At 50.4% G+C, this 16,094-nt stretch carries 23 protein-coding genes; 8 read left to right on the top strand and 15 right to left on the bottom strand.

The features are described from left to right. Window positions 1–130: 130 nt before the first annotated feature. From PKOR_RS22810 to PKOR_RS22785, 6 genes are all read right to left on the bottom strand, one after another. A complete protein-coding gene (locus tag PKOR_RS22810; RefSeq protein ID WP_046313717.1) occupies window positions 131–541 on the bottom strand; it encodes a c-type cytochrome in 411 nt (136 codons plus the stop codon). Next, window positions 528–1,220, bottom strand: coding sequence for an SCO family protein (locus tag PKOR_RS22805; RefSeq protein ID WP_046313716.1), 693 nt, complete (start codon window positions 1,218–1,220; stop codon window positions 528–530). Before PKOR_RS22805 ends, PKOR_RS22810 begins: the two co-directional genes overlap by 14 nt. Then, the gene (locus PKOR_RS22800; protein ID WP_046313715.1) at window positions 1,204–1,638 is read right to left on the bottom strand and encodes a hypothetical protein; all 435 of its coding nucleotides are present in this window, start codon (window positions 1,636–1,638) and stop codon (window positions 1,204–1,206) included. Before PKOR_RS22800 ends, PKOR_RS22805 begins: the two co-directional genes overlap by 17 nt. 134 nt (window positions 1,639–1,772) lie before the next feature. Continuing rightward, window positions 1,773–2,165, bottom strand: a complete 393-nt coding sequence (locus PKOR_RS23885) for a hypothetical protein (protein WP_052739055.1) — start codon at window positions 2,163–2,165, stop codon at window positions 1,773–1,775. A 104-nt stretch (window positions 2,166–2,269) separates the two neighbouring features. Beyond that, a complete protein-coding gene (locus PKOR_RS22790; RefSeq protein ID WP_235337006.1) occupies window positions 2,270–2,695 on the bottom strand; it encodes a DUF2267 domain-containing protein in 426 nt (141 codons plus the stop codon). Between the two features lie 97 nt (window positions 2,696–2,792). Continuing rightward, window positions 2,793–3,122, bottom strand: a complete 330-nt coding sequence (locus PKOR_RS22785) for a DMT family protein (RefSeq protein ID WP_046313713.1) — start codon at window positions 3,120–3,122, stop codon at window positions 2,793–2,795. Between the two features lie 151 nt (window positions 3,123–3,273). On the opposite strand from PKOR_RS22785, the gene PKOR_RS22780 reads away from it, so the two are divergent. From PKOR_RS22780 to PKOR_RS22770, 4 genes are all read left to right on the top strand, one after another. After that, window positions 3,274–3,918 (top strand): hypothetical protein, encoded by a 645-nt coding sequence (locus PKOR_RS22780; RefSeq protein ID WP_046313712.1) that lies wholly within the window; start codon window positions 3,274–3,276, stop codon window positions 3,916–3,918. 228 nt (window positions 3,919–4,146) lie between these two features. Beyond that, complete coding sequence (locus PKOR_RS25780; protein ID WP_052739054.1) at window positions 4,147–4,458, top strand: GAF domain-containing protein; 312 nt, start codon at window positions 4,147–4,149, stop codon at window positions 4,456–4,458. A 331-nt stretch (window positions 4,459–4,789) separates the two neighbouring features. Next, on the top strand, window positions 4,790–5,326 hold the full coding sequence (locus PKOR_RS25775; RefSeq protein WP_052739052.1) for a sensor histidine kinase: 537 nt from the start codon (window positions 4,790–4,792) through the stop codon (window positions 5,324–5,326). Window positions 5,327–5,578: 252 nt separating this feature from the next. Further along, a complete protein-coding gene (locus tag PKOR_RS22770; RefSeq protein ID WP_046313710.1) occupies window positions 5,579–6,355 on the top strand; it encodes an IS5 family transposase in 777 nt (258 codons plus the stop codon). 63 nt (window positions 6,356–6,418) lie between these two features. On the opposite strand, the gene PKOR_RS22765 is transcribed toward PKOR_RS22770, so the two are convergent. The 8 genes from PKOR_RS22765 to PKOR_RS22730 form a co-directional block, all read right to left on the bottom strand. Beyond that, window positions 6,419–6,940, bottom strand: a complete 522-nt coding sequence (locus tag PKOR_RS22765; RefSeq protein WP_052739050.1) for a DUF2721 domain-containing protein — start codon at window positions 6,938–6,940, stop codon at window positions 6,419–6,421. Continuing rightward, complete coding sequence (locus PKOR_RS22760) at window positions 6,937–7,344, bottom strand: sensory rhodopsin transducer (protein WP_084694891.1); 408 nt, start codon at window positions 7,342–7,344, stop codon at window positions 6,937–6,939. Before PKOR_RS22760 ends, PKOR_RS22765 begins: the two co-directional genes overlap by 4 nt. After that, window positions 7,307–8,533, bottom strand: a complete 1,227-nt coding sequence (locus PKOR_RS22755) for a D-arabinono-1,4-lactone oxidase (protein ID WP_046313707.1) — start codon at window positions 8,531–8,533, stop codon at window positions 7,307–7,309. The genes PKOR_RS22760 and PKOR_RS22755 overlap by 38 nt, the downstream gene beginning before the upstream one ends. 33 nt (window positions 8,534–8,566) lie before the next feature. Next, window positions 8,567–8,950 (bottom strand): sensory rhodopsin transducer, encoded by a 384-nt coding sequence (locus PKOR_RS22750; protein WP_046313705.1) that lies wholly within the window; start codon window positions 8,948–8,950, stop codon window positions 8,567–8,569. Between the two features lie 297 nt (window positions 8,951–9,247). Further along, window positions 9,248–9,445, bottom strand: coding sequence for a dodecin family protein (locus PKOR_RS22745; RefSeq protein WP_046313703.1), 198 nt, complete (start codon window positions 9,443–9,445; stop codon window positions 9,248–9,250). A 302-nt stretch (window positions 9,446–9,747) separates the two neighbouring features. Then, window positions 9,748–10,347 (bottom strand): hypothetical protein, encoded by a 600-nt coding sequence (locus PKOR_RS22740; RefSeq protein WP_046313702.1) that lies wholly within the window; start codon window positions 10,345–10,347, stop codon window positions 9,748–9,750. 121 nt (window positions 10,348–10,468) lie between these two features. Beyond that, entirely contained in the window at window positions 10,469–10,924 is a 456-nt protein-coding gene (locus PKOR_RS22735) for a DUF2267 domain-containing protein (RefSeq protein ID WP_046313700.1), read from the bottom strand. Window positions 10,925–10,955: 31 nt separating this feature from the next. Then, window positions 10,956–11,390, bottom strand: a complete 435-nt coding sequence (locus PKOR_RS22730) for a DUF2267 domain-containing protein (RefSeq protein ID WP_046313698.1) — start codon at window positions 11,388–11,390, stop codon at window positions 10,956–10,958. A 286-nt stretch (window positions 11,391–11,676) separates the two neighbouring features. On the opposite strand from PKOR_RS22730, the gene PKOR_RS22725 reads away from it, so the two are divergent. From PKOR_RS22725 to PKOR_RS22715, 3 genes are all read left to right on the top strand, one after another. Continuing rightward, entirely contained in the window at window positions 11,677–12,252 is a 576-nt protein-coding gene (locus PKOR_RS22725) for a CDP-alcohol phosphatidyltransferase family protein (RefSeq protein WP_046313696.1), read from the top strand. A 237-nt stretch (window positions 12,253–12,489) separates the two neighbouring features. After that, window positions 12,490–12,957: a transporter substrate-binding domain-containing protein gene (locus PKOR_RS22720; RefSeq protein ID WP_046313694.1), complete on the top strand. Its 468-nt coding sequence runs from the start codon at window positions 12,490–12,492 to the stop codon at window positions 12,955–12,957. Further along, window positions 12,954–13,913, top strand: coding sequence for a cation diffusion facilitator family transporter (locus tag PKOR_RS22715; RefSeq protein ID WP_046313692.1), 960 nt, complete (start codon window positions 12,954–12,956; stop codon window positions 13,911–13,913). Before PKOR_RS22720 ends, PKOR_RS22715 begins: the two co-directional genes overlap by 4 nt. 31 nt (window positions 13,914–13,944) lie before the next feature. Here PKOR_RS22715 and PKOR_RS22710 read toward each other — a convergent pair whose 3' ends face one another. Beyond that, a complete protein-coding gene (locus PKOR_RS22710; RefSeq protein ID WP_046313690.1) occupies window positions 13,945–15,414 on the bottom strand; it encodes an Nramp family divalent metal transporter in 1,470 nt (489 codons plus the stop codon). A 192-nt stretch (window positions 15,415–15,606) separates the two neighbouring features. On the opposite strand from PKOR_RS22710, the gene PKOR_RS22705 reads away from it, so the two are divergent. Continuing rightward, window positions 15,607–16,062 carry a DUF2267 domain-containing protein gene (locus tag PKOR_RS22705; protein ID WP_046313688.1) on the top strand — a complete coding sequence of 152 codons (456 nt, stop codon included), beginning with the start codon at window positions 15,607–15,609 and terminating at the stop codon, window positions 16,060–16,062. Window positions 16,063–16,094: the final 32 nt, after the last annotated feature.

Raw genomic sequence — 16,094 nt, 5'->3', positions numbered from 1 at the left:
GATGGTGGCAGGTAAGCACCTGTAGTTGCGCTTACAGGAGCAGAGAACCTACTTATACTGCCTTCCAAACAAAAAAGCCAAGCTACCTGCATTGCAGTCGGCTTGGCTTTTTTGATTTGTGTTACTGCGCTTACCTTTTGGGGCAAGCCTGGAGCAGTTCTTCTACCTCTGGCATAGTATAACGCTGGTTGTTGTTGCCTAAGTTGGTTTGGATGTAGTTGAGCAGGTTTGTCATCTGGTCATCCCGCATACTTTCTACGCCAGGCATTTCCTTGTTATACTCCACGCCATTTACCACGATAGACCCCTCCATACCGTGGCGAATGATGCAGGGTAGCTCATCGCGGTGCGTCTGCAGGTAGTCTGCCTGAGCCAGTGGCGGAATAAGGCCCTTCAGGCCGCTACCGTCTTCCATGTGGCAGCTCTGGCAGTGCTGTTCGTAGAGGCGCTTGCCCTCGTCCTTCTTATTAGTGAAGCACTGGGTAAGGGTGGTCAGGGCAAATGCCCCCAATGCTATCACTACAAGGTTATTTTTTCTCATCCTTCTTATCGTTCAGCAGCAACGGGATGTCCTGTATCAGCTTGTCTACAGACGCAGGGTCGGTACCGTTATAGTGACCACGAATGCGGCGCTGCTGGTCTATCAGGAAAAAATCGCCGGAGTGCGAGAAGCCTCCCTCTGCGCTCTCATCTTCCTTGGCAGCGGCCAGGTAGTTGCCGGCAATATTGTAAATGCTCTCTTTATCGCCGGTAAGCAGGTGCCACTTAGCTGTCTTTATTCCCAGCCTGTCGGCATAGTCTTTTAGAACAGCTACGGTATCATGCGCCGGGTCAATAGAGTGGGAGAGGAGCACCACGTTCGGGTTATCTTTGTAAGCCTCATATACGCGCAGCATCTGGCTCTTCATTTTAGGGCAGATGGTAGGGCAAGAGGTAAAGAAGAAATCGGTTACGTATACTTTGCCGGCCACTGTCTCCTGGCTTACGCGCTGGCTATCCTGGTTTACAAAAGCGAAATCCGGAATCTGGTGGTAAATGGTGTCGACTACAGTTTCGCCATTTACGGTGCGCTCCACAGGCTCTCGCTCCCCATAAATGGGCAGGGTGTTTTCTGTGGCCGCACTGCCTTGGTCGCAGCCATAAAAAGCGGTAGCTGCCAGGGCGAGGGCAGCGGTAGCCAGACTGTTTCTAAGGGTCATGATCTTATTTCTGTTGCTCATACTTTGTTACAGTTGCCTGGGCAGCCTCAATGGTGCTGTCCATGATGGTTTGTACTCGTTCTATTTTTACTAGCTCCTTGTTCAGGTAGCTCATGGCCTGCTCGTGTTGCAGAGTGTCAGGAGCACTATACTGGCGCATCCACTGCATCATGGCTTCGTCGGCTTTGTTTAACCCGTCAATCTCCTGCTGCAGTGGCAGTATAGCGGTGCTGTCGGCTTGTTGTGCCTCCAGTGTATCGCGGAAGGTGCGTAGTTTGCGGCGCAATTTATAGATGTTATCCATCTTAGCCATAGCCTCATCGTGTATGGCCAGTACTTTTGTTTCAAGGGCGGCTTTTTCTTCTTCGCCGGAAGCTCCGCCCTGGCATGCCATAAGTATGGCCAAAGGCAGGGCAAAGAGTATGCTGTATTTCTTCATGATGATTTGTAAAGGGGCATAAATCAGTATAATGCTCCCCCTGGTTTAAAATGATTTTGCTGGCAAAAAGGTTTATACTCTGGTGCAGATACGGATGCAAGCCAATTTGCAATCAACTGCAATAGGAGTTGCCTTTATGTATGCCGGGGCGGGTGAAAAGGAGCAGGCAGAGCAGCACTGCATGTACCGGGCGTGTGAAGTACGGACAGTGAACTTGTGCTTAGGCTTTCGGGAAGGGGTGGTAATAGAGCAAGCAGGTCTGGCACACTTTCCACAGGGTTAAAAGAACAGATCAGGTGTTGCAGCAGCGTCTCCTTCTGCTGTTGGTGTTGGCTAAGCCGCATCACCTTCTTGCGTAGCTGGCATTTACCGAGGCACTGCAGCTGTGGTTTGTCACGGTTTATACAGAGTACCTCCGAAATGTAGGCGTAGTCCAGTTGGTAATGCACCACTGGCGCCAGATAGCGGAAGGTTGTCATCAGGTAGATAACCAGAAAGCTGAGGCCGATAAAGTAGCTGCGCCACATGCCGCAAAGGTATGGCTACGGGCGGGCAAGTGCAAGTATAAACGCTGTATACAGAAAAGGCCCGGCAGTAGCCGGGCCTCTGATACTTTATCGTGTACCAGCACTTAGGCCGGAACTGTTATCTCTGAATGTAAGGCCTGCGCTATCTGCTGATACTGTCCTTCGGAGATGTGGTCGCGTAGGAAGCTCATCACATCCTGGAAAGCATAGTAGGCATGATCCAGTGTAGGGAAGTCTGCCTGGTCAGCGCCGGAATCTTTGCTGCGGATAAATTCCAGCCATTCATCTTCGTGGCGGATGCGCACTGGCTCGTGCAGCGAGAATCCATCAAAGTAAATACCCTTCCAAATAATAGGCAGCTGTGCTCCTAGATGGATGGCTTCTCCCGGCTGGATGCGGTCGCGGATGGCGTGCAGCACAGCCCTGAAAATACGAGAGGCCTTCTGCTCGTCGTCTATCCCGAGGTACGTACATAACTCGTGCAGCCACGTTTTGCCGTCTTTCAAATAATTCTCAAAAATCATTGCCATAGTTTGTTTTCGTTATTTAAATGGAACATACACTTACATTATAAAAAACGAACACAAAAGAGCAGGGTTATCCCTGTTACGGTAATGTGCCAGGACCTTACCATTTTTTGAATACGAAGAAAACTGCCGCCAGGATCAGCACAAACCCCACCACATAGTTCCACTTAAGCTCCTCGCGCAGGTATAAAGTTGAGAAGCCAATAAAAACGACCAGTGTTATTACCTCCTGAATAGTTTTAAGCTGAAAGGCCGTGAACTGCCCGTAGCCAATACGGTTGGCAGGTACCTGAAAGCAGTACTCAAAAAAGGCGATAAGCCAGCTTACTAACACTACCTTCCAGAGAGCAGCGTCTTTAAAGCGCAGATGGCCATACCAGGCGAAGGTCATGAAGATGTTGGAAATGAGCAGCAGCAGTACTGTTTTCATACGCAATTTTTTGCTGCAAATCTGCGGAATTTAGTTGTGTCAGCTGATAATCAGTAGCATAAAATTTATTTGATGGAACAAGGGCTGTATGTATAGCTGCGGCATAATTTTCGTTATCGAGAAACTATATACCAATCTACTATCTACAACTATGAGAAAATTAAACGTGTGGGTGCTGGTTGCCTTGCTTGGCCTGGGTACCCTTAGTGCCTGCGAAACCCGATCTTCTACCGAAGAAGAAAACTACCTGCAGGTAATCGGAGAGTATGAGCAGTCTATGCCGGATGCAGGGTACCGCCTCAACTTATCGTACAACGGACCAATGAACATGCGCGCCCGCTTTACCCGCTGGGCCGACTCCTTGCAACAGGTTGTGCCAAGTATGGTGCTCACCAGCGATAATACTTACCTAAACTACATGCCCGAGCAGATGGGGCAGGAGAAGATAAAGCCCAGCATGTTCCAGACCAGTGTGTCCTACAACATTGTGGTACCAGACAGTGCTACCTACGGTCGTATCATACAGAGTGCCCTGGACCATAAGTTTCCTTTTAACGTGAACGTGTCAGGCACCTTTGTAGAGCCAGAGCGGAAGCAGGAGCTAATGCAAAAAGCTATGGAGAATGCCCGGGTAAAGCTTAACTTTTTGAGCGGCGGCGCAGGCAGCTATGAAATAGTAGGCGTGGAGGAACTGGATAATATACAACCTATGGGGCCGGAGTATTATGAATTTAACCGTAAAATGGTGTCGCGGGTAAAAGTAAAAGCCAGGTTAACTGCTGCCACGGCAGATTAATGTATGTAATTGTCTTCACTCTCCTCCTTCAAACAAGGAGGGGAGTGTATAGCGGACTTATGGCATTAGTAGGAGAAGTAACTTCAAGTATAATTTGCTCTGAATGAGGCTTTAAATGGCTATATCTTTGGGAGCTTTCATTCAATTAAGCTGTATTTGATTATAAGCATTAGCAGTAAGTTACTAATCCCCCTTATGATAGATATCTAGGACGAGCTTTTAAAAGACATGGAAGCGATAAAGCAAATTCCTGTTGTCCCCACAATGCTTGAGGTTATCTGCCAACTAACAGGAATGGGATTTGCTGCAATCGCTCGGGTAACAGAGGATAGGTGGATAGCCTGTAGTGTTCGGGATGAAGTAGAGTTTGGTCTGCAGAAAGGTGGGGAGCTGAAAGTTGAAACAACCCTTTGCAATGAGATAAGAGACCACCGCCAGCCCATCATTATTGAGCACGTTGATAAACACCCGCAGTACAAAACCATCACACGCCTCAAATTTATGGGCTGCAGAGTTATATTTCCTTTCCTATCATCCTAAAAGACGGAACATTCTTTGGAACACTTTGTGCCATAGATTCTAAACCTGCTCAGCTGGACAACACAAAAGTGATTGGCACCTTTACCATGTTTGCCGAGCTGTTGTCGTTTCGCCTGCAAAGCCTGGACCTACTGGAACGCAGCCACAATGCTAACATAGAGCTGCGTAACAAAACAGAGCCCTGGCTAACGCCAATTTCGACCTTGATAACTTTGTCTATACAGCATCTCACGATCTTAAATCTCCTGTAGCCAATATCGAAAGCTTACTGGGTATTCTTTCCGATGCTGTCGCTAAGGAACAGTTAGATAGAGAAGAGATTACTCGGATCATGGAGTACATGAAGTCTTCTCTCAAGCGCTTTGCCATAACAATTAAAGACCTTACTGCCATTGTTGAAGCTGATAAGGAGAGTATTGATGGTGCACACGTGGAGGTAGATATCTTTGAGGTGGTAGAGAATGTGAAGCAAGACCTGAGTAACCTGATCGTAGCGTCTAACGCGAAAATAGAGGTGATTTGTGATGATAAGCTTTCGGTGAGGTTTCCTAAGAAGAGTTTCAAAAGCATCATCTACAACCTTCTGAGCAATGCTATAAAATACCGCTCACCTGAAAGGGCTGCAGTGGCGCTTGTGAAGATGGAGAAGATAGATGGGAAGATACATTTAGCTGTTACAGATAACGGAATAGGAATTCCTCTTGACAGGCAAGACAAAGTGTTTACTATGTTCAAGCGCTTTCATGACCACGTAGAAGGAAGTGGCCTGGGACTGTATATTGTAAAAAGAATGGTGGATAATGCGAATGGCCAGATAAAAGTGAATAGTACACTGAACGAGGGTACAACATTCACCATTATTTTCTAAGAGCATCTGCAGTACTTCCCTTCATTAACTTTATACACAAACCCTTTTCCAACAGAAGGTCGATGGGCTCTTTGCTTCGGCCAAAGTTTAAGACTACTGAAGGCAGTAAAGTAAACCTACTACTCCAGTCTGATTACCGCAAGAGTTGTAGAGTTGAATGGCTGTTGATTATTAGCCTTAGATCATGTTTAAATTTAAAAGAAGAGCGAGCCAGCCCGTAAGCAAGAAGTGACCAAACTTTAAGCTTATGGAATCTCAATACAAGAGACTGACTGGCAATGGGAGGTGGTGTCGCAATCGCTGCCTACAGAGAGGAAACGTGTCCATAGCCTTCGGGTTATAGTTGACGCTATCTTTTACGTGCTTCGGGTCGGCTGCCAGTGGCGTAACCTGCCGACAGATGGCTTGCTCAAGTGGGAGCTTGTTTACTACTATTTCCGCAAGTGGCAGGCGGACGGCACACTGGAGAGCCTCAACTTCTCGCTCAATATAAGGGAGCGCGAAAGGCAGGGCAAGGAAGCCTCTCCGAGTCTGATGAGCATTGACAGCCAGTCGGTTAAGGTAGCCCCTTTTGTCTCCGAGGAGACGGGAGTGGACGGCAACAAGAAGATCAACGGAAGGAAGCGGCACGTGATCACCGATACGCTGGGGCTGGTGTGGGGCGTGGTGGTGCACAGTGCCAACAAGGCCGACGGTGCCCTGGCCCAGCGGGTGGTCGGGCCGCTCAGGGGCTACCTGCACCGCATGGAGAGGATACTGGCCGACGCGGCCTATGAGCGGGTGTTCACCCAGTGGGTAAGCAAGAACCTGCTGGGGGTAGAACTGGAGACAAGCTCCAAACCGCCAGGCTCAGAGGGCTTCGTGCCCGTCAAGTGGAGGTGGGTGACAGAGCGGGCTTTCGGCATGTTCAACTTCTTCAGAAGACTAGACAAGGACCATGAAAAAACACCTCAAAGCGCTGAAAGCTGGGTGCTGTGGCATAATTGCCAGATCATCCTCAATAGATTAGGCGAAGGATCAGTTAATTAAAATTTAAACACGATCTAAGTAAATAGGTGCGCTCCTACATTTTGCTTCTCACTTTACACCTGGCTATATCTCATTTTTGGGTTGCCCCCTATTTGTGATACCGTCAGAAGCCAAGCGCTCTCCTATCTGCAGGGCAAACCGCATCTCCAGCCTTACTGCATTCAGCGCGGCCCTTGACTCCAGAATAAGCGCAATACTAGAGAAGAACAACAGCCCGGCACCGACCAGCCCAAGCGCTATGGGCACCCACGCATAGGCAAACCCCGTGACGGCGACAAGCGCCAGGCTGATGCTTGTGGCCACAAAAAGGCTTAATGAGATATACAATGTCGCCAAGGCAGACTGCAACAGTCTGGAGCGTCGGACGGCGCGCCCAAGCTGGTCAAAAAGCAAGTGTTGCCTCTCTGTATCAGTATTTGGCTGCGTTGATATGTCCTCCAACTCCTTTGAAAGTTTGCGGCAGCGCTCGATCACGCGGCTAAGCCGTTGGGAGGTTGTCAGGATCAGCTGCCCACTGGCCAGAATCAAGGCAACCGGGGTAACCATTGCCGAGAGGATGGTCAGTGTAGAGGAGAGTTCGTTCATCGCTCTTGCCGGTCTGCCGGAAACGCCATGGTTCCCAAAAGAGCTAATTCCCGCTGTCCGGAGTTAAGCCGACTGAACTGTACCACTACCAGCTGGCTCGACTGGATATGGCATGCATAATCCTGGGCCAATGGGAGCGCCTGTGGGTCTATCAGGTCGTTGAAACGAACCTTCCGGATACGTCGTGCCTTCACTCTGAACTCAAAAGGCCCCACTGGCTCTCCTTTCGTAAAATAAATTGTGAGTGCTAGCTCAGCGTCTTCAGGCGAGGTATTGAGAATAGCTAATTGGTCGCTGCTTGTAAAAGCAGGCTCGAAGCCGGTGCTGAGCCGGGGCATGTGCCCTCCTAGAACAAGCCAGCTTTTCTTACCTAGCGTATACATTGTTTTGCTTTCTATGTTCATGTTGCTCAAAAATAGCCTGCATAAAAGGGCTCAAAAAGACGCCCTCCGGGTCAAGTTGCCGGCGCACTTGATGGAACTGCTCCCACTTTGGGTAAAGCGCCTGGAGCTCAGCGGCTCGCATGGTATACTTCTTTCCCCAGTGTGGCCGCCCAGCGTAAGCCTGAAAGATTGGTTCTATGTCCTGAAAGAATCGCCAGAAAGGCAGTCCGGCATTATGATGCAGCGAGATGGTAACTGTATCGCGCCCAAAAGCCGGACTAAGATATGCCTCGTCTGCTTTTACGGTGCGGTACAGCACCCGCCAGCCCACTGTTTCCCGGTGCTTTTCTTTCATACGCTTTCGTATTTCCTGAAAGCAAAGCGGACCGGCCTCATAAGGCAAGGCATATTCCATTTCATCGAACTTCAGTTGACGTGACTTGGGGAGTATCTCGCCCACCCATCCAGCTTTTTCCTCCACTTGCTTTGCATAGGGTATAGCGTCCATTGTGTGTTCACACCTGTTTAGGGTACGAAGCTTTACCTCATCGCTTCGTGGGTACCAGTAGAAATCAAAATTGCGGTTCCCCTGGATCAGTTCATCTACATGTTTCAGCGCTATATCCGTGTGGCAGCACCACTCCCTGCGGTAGAGTTGGTAGGCCTCTTCCAGCTGCAGCGTTATGCTTGTGAATATGCCGCAGGTGCCCATGGATACCCTTAGGGAATTCAGCAGATCCATGCTATCTGCTGTAAAGTCTTTTATCTGGCCAGTGCCCGTTACCAGCCGCCCGCCGATCAGCATGCTTGACAGGTTTTTTAATTTTATCCCAGAGCCGTGTGTACCGGTTGATATTGCACCGGCCATTGTCTGTACATCCACATCGCCTGTGTTGAGTACCGCCAGGCCAATATCCAGCAGGTCCTCATTCACCTCATCAACCGTCATGCCTGCGCCGAGAGTGGCTGTCTTGCTTTTCAGGTCATACTGGTGGACTCCCTTAAAATTTTCAAGCGACACCAGCGTGTCCTTGGTTGCAACTAGTGGGGAGGAAGAATGACCTGCGCCTACTACGCGTATTTTCCGGCCCGCTTGATGTGCACGTTGCACCAGTAGGGCAATCTGTTCCTCGGTTTCGGGCTTCTCAATACTGGCAGGGCTAAACTTTATGCTTCCGGACCAGTTAACCCAATTCTCTTTTTTCGTCATAAGTAAAACAGCGCTCTAGTAGAGCCAAGGAGGCTATGCGCCTCCGTTCGTATAGGCGATGGTGCTGAACAGCGCGTTCTCTGCCTGACGGGAGTCTAGGCGTGTATGCTGCACCACCACCGGTACATCAGACTCTATGACGCTTGCATAATCTGTGTCTCTTGGTAAAGGCTCGGGGTCCCGAAGGTCATTGAAACGAATGTGCTTTGTGCGTCTGGCCGGCACAGTTTCCATATAGGGGCCTACAGGATCACGGTCGGCATAGTAAATCCAGATCCTAAGGTGGGCATCCTGGTCTGAGGTGTTGAGCACGCAGGCAGTCTCGTGGCTGGTAAACTCAGGCTCAGGTCCAGTGCCGTAGGAGGGAATGTAGCCCTCGGCAATGGCCCATACTTTATGGCCAATAGGGTTGTTCATAATTTTTGCGCTTTGTACAAAGGCATGCTCTCATGCCTAACCCGTACTACGGCTATACGTTGGAGGTTGTTTAAGTCGGGGGAGGTGGCTTATTGCCTGCGCTGGGAGAACCTCTGCACAGACATGAGGAGGAGACAAAACGCCTTTGAACAAGTACACGAAGCTTCGGCGCTTAATCAGGCTGCCTGAAGTATGAGAATCTGGAGATTATACTTTGAAAGGGGAGTAGTTACCATTAAAATCAGCAAGAGGCAGTTTACTCTGCCTCTTGCTGATGTGCCAGTTGCTTGCACCACGTTAATCATTGTCCACCTCAAACGAAATCTTGGCGTTTACTCCATAAGACACGATTCTGTTATTTTCCACATTGGCGTTCATCTCCTTGATGTAAATGGACTTGATGTTTTTCACAGATTTGGCCGCCTCGTCGAGCGCCCTTTGTGTTGCATCATCAAAACTTTTATCTGAACCGGCTATTACTTCTACTATTGCCATAATTCAATGATGTATAGGTTAAAAATAAGGTTTGTTTTATAGCATACGGGGCGATGGGAGGCGGGTTAAAGAAGGGCTATAGTTCACACTATTGAAGCCAACTTACTCCGGGACTGTCAGCGCAGCTCTTATTCTGGGTACAATGAAGAGGTTGTCCGAAAAGGTAAATTCTGCTTCCTGAGAATTGAATATTTAAAATTGCTCCGTAGGGGGGTACGGGCAAATTAGACACAGAAAGAGGCTGCTCCGACTTTTCGGACAGCCTCTCCATTAGTCATAACTGAAACCCCTGAGCAGATTGCTTACCAACGGTCGCGGTCTCGGTCGCTTCCCCAGTAGTTGTGGTTATCTCTGTCTCTGTCGTTATCGCGGTTATAGCCTCCGTAGTTGCCGCCAAAATTGTTGTCGCGGTTATAACTGCCATAGTCATTGCCGTAGCGGCTGCCATAGTTGCTGCCCCCGTACATATCGCGGTCGCGGTTCATGGAGGAGTAGTTGCCGTAGCCAGGCTCAAAGCCCCTGTTTTGGTTTCCGGTGTAGTTGCTGCGGCCCATACCGTAGTCGTTGTCTCCGCGTTCCATACTTCCTGTATTGTAGTCGCTGCCGTAGTTGGAGCCGCCATAGTTGCTGCCGTAGTTGCTGCCATAGCGATCTGAGTCACGGTTAGAGCCGAAGCCGCCGCCGTAGTTTCCGTATCCACCGGAGGTGGAGCCCACACCATAGCTTGAGCGGTCGCCGTAGCCTCCCGAGCTTCTGTTGCCCATATCTCTGTCGCTGTAGGAGCTCTGCTTGCCGTAGCCGCCCCTGTAGTTGTTACCATAGTTGTCGTTGCGGTCTGAGTCACGGTTGCGGTCCCCTGAGCGATAGTCTCCGTAAGAGGAGTTGTCATTTCGATCTCTCATAGCTTGCTTGGTTTTAGGTTATATGATAAAAATAAAGTGCGGTAGTATGCTCTCCCATACTTTGGGGAGGCAGATTTCTGTGGTAGTTGCCAACCGGGGAGGCGGAGCAGATTAGTGCCTTCTACCTCTCCTCATACTCCTCCTTGTCCCAGAGCTCGGCTATCGGCGGCGAGAGCTGCGTCTTCACATGCAGCACCTCACCCTCCGGCACATACTTTTGCAGCACGCGCAGCACTGCCTTCACATCTTTACGGGCAGATTGATAGTCGCCTAGTGGCCTTCCGGTCGTACGGGGGTATTTTTCCCTGAGCTCGTCGAAGAACTCTTCCCGCGTCTCTATCCGTTTGGTGTCCCAGGTCATCTTCCATCCGTCCAGCAGCAGGCCCTGCAGGTACATAGGCAGGCTGGAGACTAGGTTAAGGGACTCCTCCGGCTGGATCATCTCGCGCAGTACGCTCAGTACCGATTTTACCAGACGGTCGGCGTAGGCCACGTCCCCGGGTGTCTCCAGCTCCCGGGCGACTTCTTTTATAAATTCGGTTGCTTTCTGGTTGTGTTGTGCAAAATCAAGACCCATAGCTATACTTTATTATCAGATATACAGTTAATTAACTTTCCCACAGCTCAAGAAGCGGTGGCGGCAACTGGACCTTCACGTGGGCTATCTCCCCCTCACTCACATACCTTCTAACCACCCGGAAGACGGCCTCTGTCTTTTGCCGTGCCGTTTCATCGTTTCCGAAGTCGCGGGCTGCCGTGCGATTGCTGTGCTCTCTTAGGTCCTCCAGGAACTCCTCCATGGAGCGGATGCGCTTTGGCTCCCGCGATACCCTCCAATTCTCAGCGTAAGCGGCTTTCAGGTAGAACGGCAGCTGCGAGATCAGGTGCATGGACTCTTCGGGAGTGATCACATCGCGCAGCGTATGGAACACGGCCATGGTGACACGCTCGGCGTGCCCTCTGTCTTCTGGGTTTCCCAGCTCCCGGGCAACCTCGTTCATGAACTGATTGGCCTTTTTGAGAATAAGATTCAAGTCCGTCATATCTGCTGCATTGGTTTGAATAATGTGCGTTGGTTATGGTTGTGTACGCTGAGGAAAGTGGGAGGATAGGAATGGTCTTCATTTAAGGGTGAATAGCATGAACCCGTGTGCCAGTGGTATGCTGAGCTGTAGAAACAACTAACCTATAGAGGTTCTTGCTTAACTATTGGGCTTCATTAAGTGAGGGAGACAGTATACCCTGCTGCAAATCTCTCTTTGATCTCGATCTTTACCTGGCGGTACTGTTTTCCGTACTGTCCTACTATCAATACGGACGAGAGTGCCTATGAAAGATAAATTGAATGTTGCAGACTGGCTTTCTGTCAGCAGAATAATACTTATACCGTTTCTGTTGGTCTTTATTGCGATGGAGAAAAACAGCGTGGTCGGCTGGCTTGTGCTGCTGGGCTTCCTGACCGACGCGCTCGATGGATTCCTTGCAAGAAAGTTGAATAAGACCAGCAAGAGAGGAACAAAGCTCGACTCAATCGGGGACATGCTGCTCATAGCGAGTGCCCTGCTGGGGCTGTTCTGGCTATATACTGATTTTGTGGTGGAGCATGCCTGGCCAGCGCTCACGGCCATCGGCCTGTTCCTCCTACAGTTTATACTGTCCCGCATCCGCTATGGCAAATCGAGCAGTTTCCACACATACATGGCTAAGATAACGGCTGTGGCACTCGCCCTTATGCTGGTCTCCTCTTTCTTCTTCGGTATTGTTCCCTGGCTGTACTACCTGGCCTTTATAGCCGCGATCGTGGAGGCGGTAGAGGAAATCATGCTTGTTTTCGTGCTTGAGAAACAGCGGGAGAATGTGAAAGGACTATACTGGGTGCTGAAAGAAGGCAAGGATGATAGATGATATTCTTGGTGCTTAGCGAAAGCTACGGAGCGATCCGCCTTCCACGCTGCACGACATAGGTTACTCCAATCCGCTAACTATGCACTTATACAACCGTATAAGCACGCATCCTAACAAAGCAACAGACAAGTTTATACTATAGAAGTATAGCAAGTATGAGTTTAAACTCAGGGGTGCAGCCTGCTAGCTGCCCTGTTAGCAAGAACCTGCCGCTATACTTCCCTTAGCCCTATATTTATGAAACGTCTTACTCTTCTCTTCTTTGTTTCACTCTGCCTCTATAGGTGCGATAATTACCCAAAAGACCCAGATAACACCTTGGAAAAAGTAACAAACGGAACACTGTTGGTGGGTTACTCCGAAAACCCGCCTTGGGTAACGAAAACAGATAGTGTTCCGGCAGGGATAGAGCCCGAGCTTGTAAAATTCTTTGCAAAGAGACTTAATGCCAGAGTGGAGTGGAGAAACGGCACGGAACAGAATCTGCTGGAGGACCTGGAGAAAAGAAGGCTCCACCTGGTGATAGCAGGCATCACCAAAGACACACCCTGGAAAAAGAAAGTGGGGCTGACCAGGCCATTCGTGGAGCAGCATAAGAAGAAGCACGTGATGGCGGTAATCAGGGGGGAGAACGCCTTCATCGTTCACCTGGAGAGGTTCCTGCACGGGCAGGAGCAACAAATCAGAAAGCGTGTGCAGCTATGAAGCAGATAAATGACTTTGAGTACCCCGAGGAGCTTAAGCCTGTTTTTGAGAAGGCCAAGCGCCTGGAGTGGATAACCATCGCCTACCTTGTCTCAACAGCGGTTGTAATATACCTAACCATGGGGAACTCGCAGGCCATGAAAACGGCTTGGTTCGAGGACCTGCTGAGTCTCACACCGGCCATCTCCTTCCATGTCGCCTCCAAAATTTTTATGAAGCCCCCCAACAAGGAATTTCCATACGGATACCACCGTGCCATCAGTATTGCCTATCTGTGCAGTGCGCTGGCGCTGTTTTCTGTGGGCGGTTTTCTTGTAATCGATGCCATCATGACACTGGTAATGGCGGAGCACGCCACGATCGGCACGGTGGTAATTTTCGGGCACCAGGTATGGCTAGGTTACCTGATGATTGCGGCCCTGCTGTGGGGCACTTTCCCGGCCATGATTTTGGGAAGAATGAAACTGCCGCTCGCCAGGAAACTGCATGAGAAGAACCTCTACACCGATGCCAAAATGAACAAAGCGGACTGGATGACGGCCTCCGCCGCTATCTTCGGGGTGCTGGGGATTGGTATGGGCTGGTGGTGGGCAGACGCTGTGGCTGCACTTATCATCTCCGCAGACATCGTGCATGATGGCTATACCAACCTAAAGCAGGCGGTTTTCGACCTGATGGACCAGGTCCCAAAGACAGTAAACAACCAGAAAACAGATCCGCTGATAGAGGAGGTAAAAGGAGTGCTGTCCAGGCAGGGTTGGATCAGGGACTTTTCTATACGCCTGCGCGAGGAGGGGCACATCTACCTGGGTGAGGGCTTCGTGATCGCCAACCGGGAAGAGAACCTAACACAGTTGATAGAGGAGGCTACCCGGGAGGTGGAGAAGCTGGACTGGCGCGTACAGGAGTTTATCATTATGCCGGTGAAAGAGCTGCCGGATAAGGAGAAGGCATAACTGAGCAAACTCAGCTGTAGGGTGGTTGCTACTATTGGCTAAGCGTGGCAAAGTGGTAAACGGCAAAGGCACCGTAGGCAATGCCGGACAGCCACATGGCGACAGTGACAAACCCGCCGGGCCGGAGCGGCTTTGGTAAGCGGTTGCGGTTTAAGTGGAGCGTCAGAAACACCACCACGGGCGTATGTACGGCAGCCACCGTGCCGGCAATTGATAAAATCTCTACCGGGTCCCGCACGATGAAAAAAGCGACAAGAGGCAAAGCAGCACCGAGTACGATAGCATAGATTACCCGCAGCTTCTTTTTATCGAGGAGGAATGAGGTGATTTTTTTCTTCCTGCCGTCCAGCCCATCCCGTGGCTTTGCCTTGTCCTCAGCGGTATCCGGCAGGCCAGGGTTTACCAGCTCTTTCTTTTTCAGGAGTGGCATCAGTAGAATAACGGTGCCGTCGGCAAACATGCGCCCGTAGCCGTCCTGGTTTGAGAGGATGGTGCCGAGCAGAGCGATCATGATGCCGGTAACAAATACCCACTTCCCGATTTCGCCCCACACCTGCGACAGCAGCCGCGTCAGGTCTTTGGCCACATCAATGCCCTCCGGGATCAGCCCCTGCGGGCGCAGCAGCTCGGCACCCAGCACCAGAAACGAGAGCAGCACTATGCCACCACCCACAACGCCTATGGCAGAGGTAACCGTCAGAGTTTTGATCCAGCTTTTCTGCTGTGCATACACTTCCTCGCTTTGTTGGATATCCTCCTGCTCCTCTTCTTCAGAAAACTTGTTGACCTCCTCCTCACGGGTAAGCTCACCGCCATACTTCCTTGCCGACACCCAATATGAGAACCACATGATACCGGAGGCCCCGGCAAGTATAAACCCAACCCACGGGAGCACAAACTCAATATCTATATTCTCAGGGATGGCTGGTACAATGCCTTGCCCCAGCTCCCCGCTATCCGGCAAAACCCTGAAGGCAGTAACAACGACGATGAACACCAGGACACCGGCCATGATGGACATGATGCGCTCAAAGGTTTTGTAGGTGCCCGTCAGAACTATTATCAGGCACAGGACGATGATGGTCGCCGCATACGCCTCATACTGCCAGGGCAAAACGATCATCATGGCGCTTCCTGCCAGTGCCGCTATACCTGCAATCGTGACTACAGCCGCCAGGATCTGCGGTACAAGTATGAAGTATAGTGACCAGTTCGATTTGCCCGAGATGTCACGGTAGCCCTCAAAAATGGTTTTGCCGGTCACGACATTATACCGCCCCACCTCCCGAATCATCACCCACATAAGGAAAATGAAAATCAGCGCCATCCACAGGAACTCGTAACCATATCTGGCCCCGATACGGGGGGTGAACAGCACGGAACCCGAGCCTACAGCGGCCACCATCCAGAGCAGTCCGGGGCCGTACCACTTAAACCTATCCCAGCCTTTAGGTGCATCCGGTAAGTCTTTCCGTCTTTCAATTTCTTCTCTTCTAGACATAGGCTTTACTTAGAGGGTAAAGAAACTGTTTATTTAAGCCTTTAAATGGGCACTAAAGCCATGGCTTATACTTGCTTTACTCATACGTTGCTGTGCTGTTTTGTTTGGAGTAAACCTGTTCGGCTTTAGTGCGTTTAAAACGCATAAACCATTGATTTACATTTCTGTTCATCTCGCTAAACGAAATAAGCTATGGCAAACTTTGAGAAATTCGCCCAAGAGGCAAATGAGTACATCAGGCAACTCGCCAATGACCTGGGGCACCCAGAGGCGGTGGGGCAGACCTATATTCTGCTGCGGGCCGTACTGCATACCCTGCGCGACCACATTGTGATAAGTGAGTCGTTTCATATGCTCTCGCAGCTGCCTATGTTCCTGAAGGGAGTATACGTGGAGCATTGGGAATATACAGAAAAGCCGCTGCAGCTCCAGACACTCGAAGAGTTTAAGGATGCCGTGAAGCAGGAGCAGGCACAGCTCGGCGAGCAGCAGTTTGATTGGGGCCAGCATACAGAGGATCTGATTTCCATGGTTCTCTCCTCGCTCGGTACCCGCTACCTCACAGAAGGCCAGTTGCAGCATATTGCCACCCAAATGCCGAAGGAGGTACAGGCGCTATTTCCAGTGCAGGCGGAAGGGGGCGAGTAGCAGCTGCCTTGGGTTGATATCCATTCAAAAGA

This window comes from Pontibacter korlensis (assembly GCF_000973725.1).
GTDB lineage: Bacteria > Bacteroidota > Bacteroidia > Cytophagales > Hymenobacteraceae > Pontibacter > Pontibacter korlensis.
The sequence above is the reverse complement of the archived record's forward strand: the minus strand, read 5'-3'. Positions and strand labels throughout refer to the sequence as shown.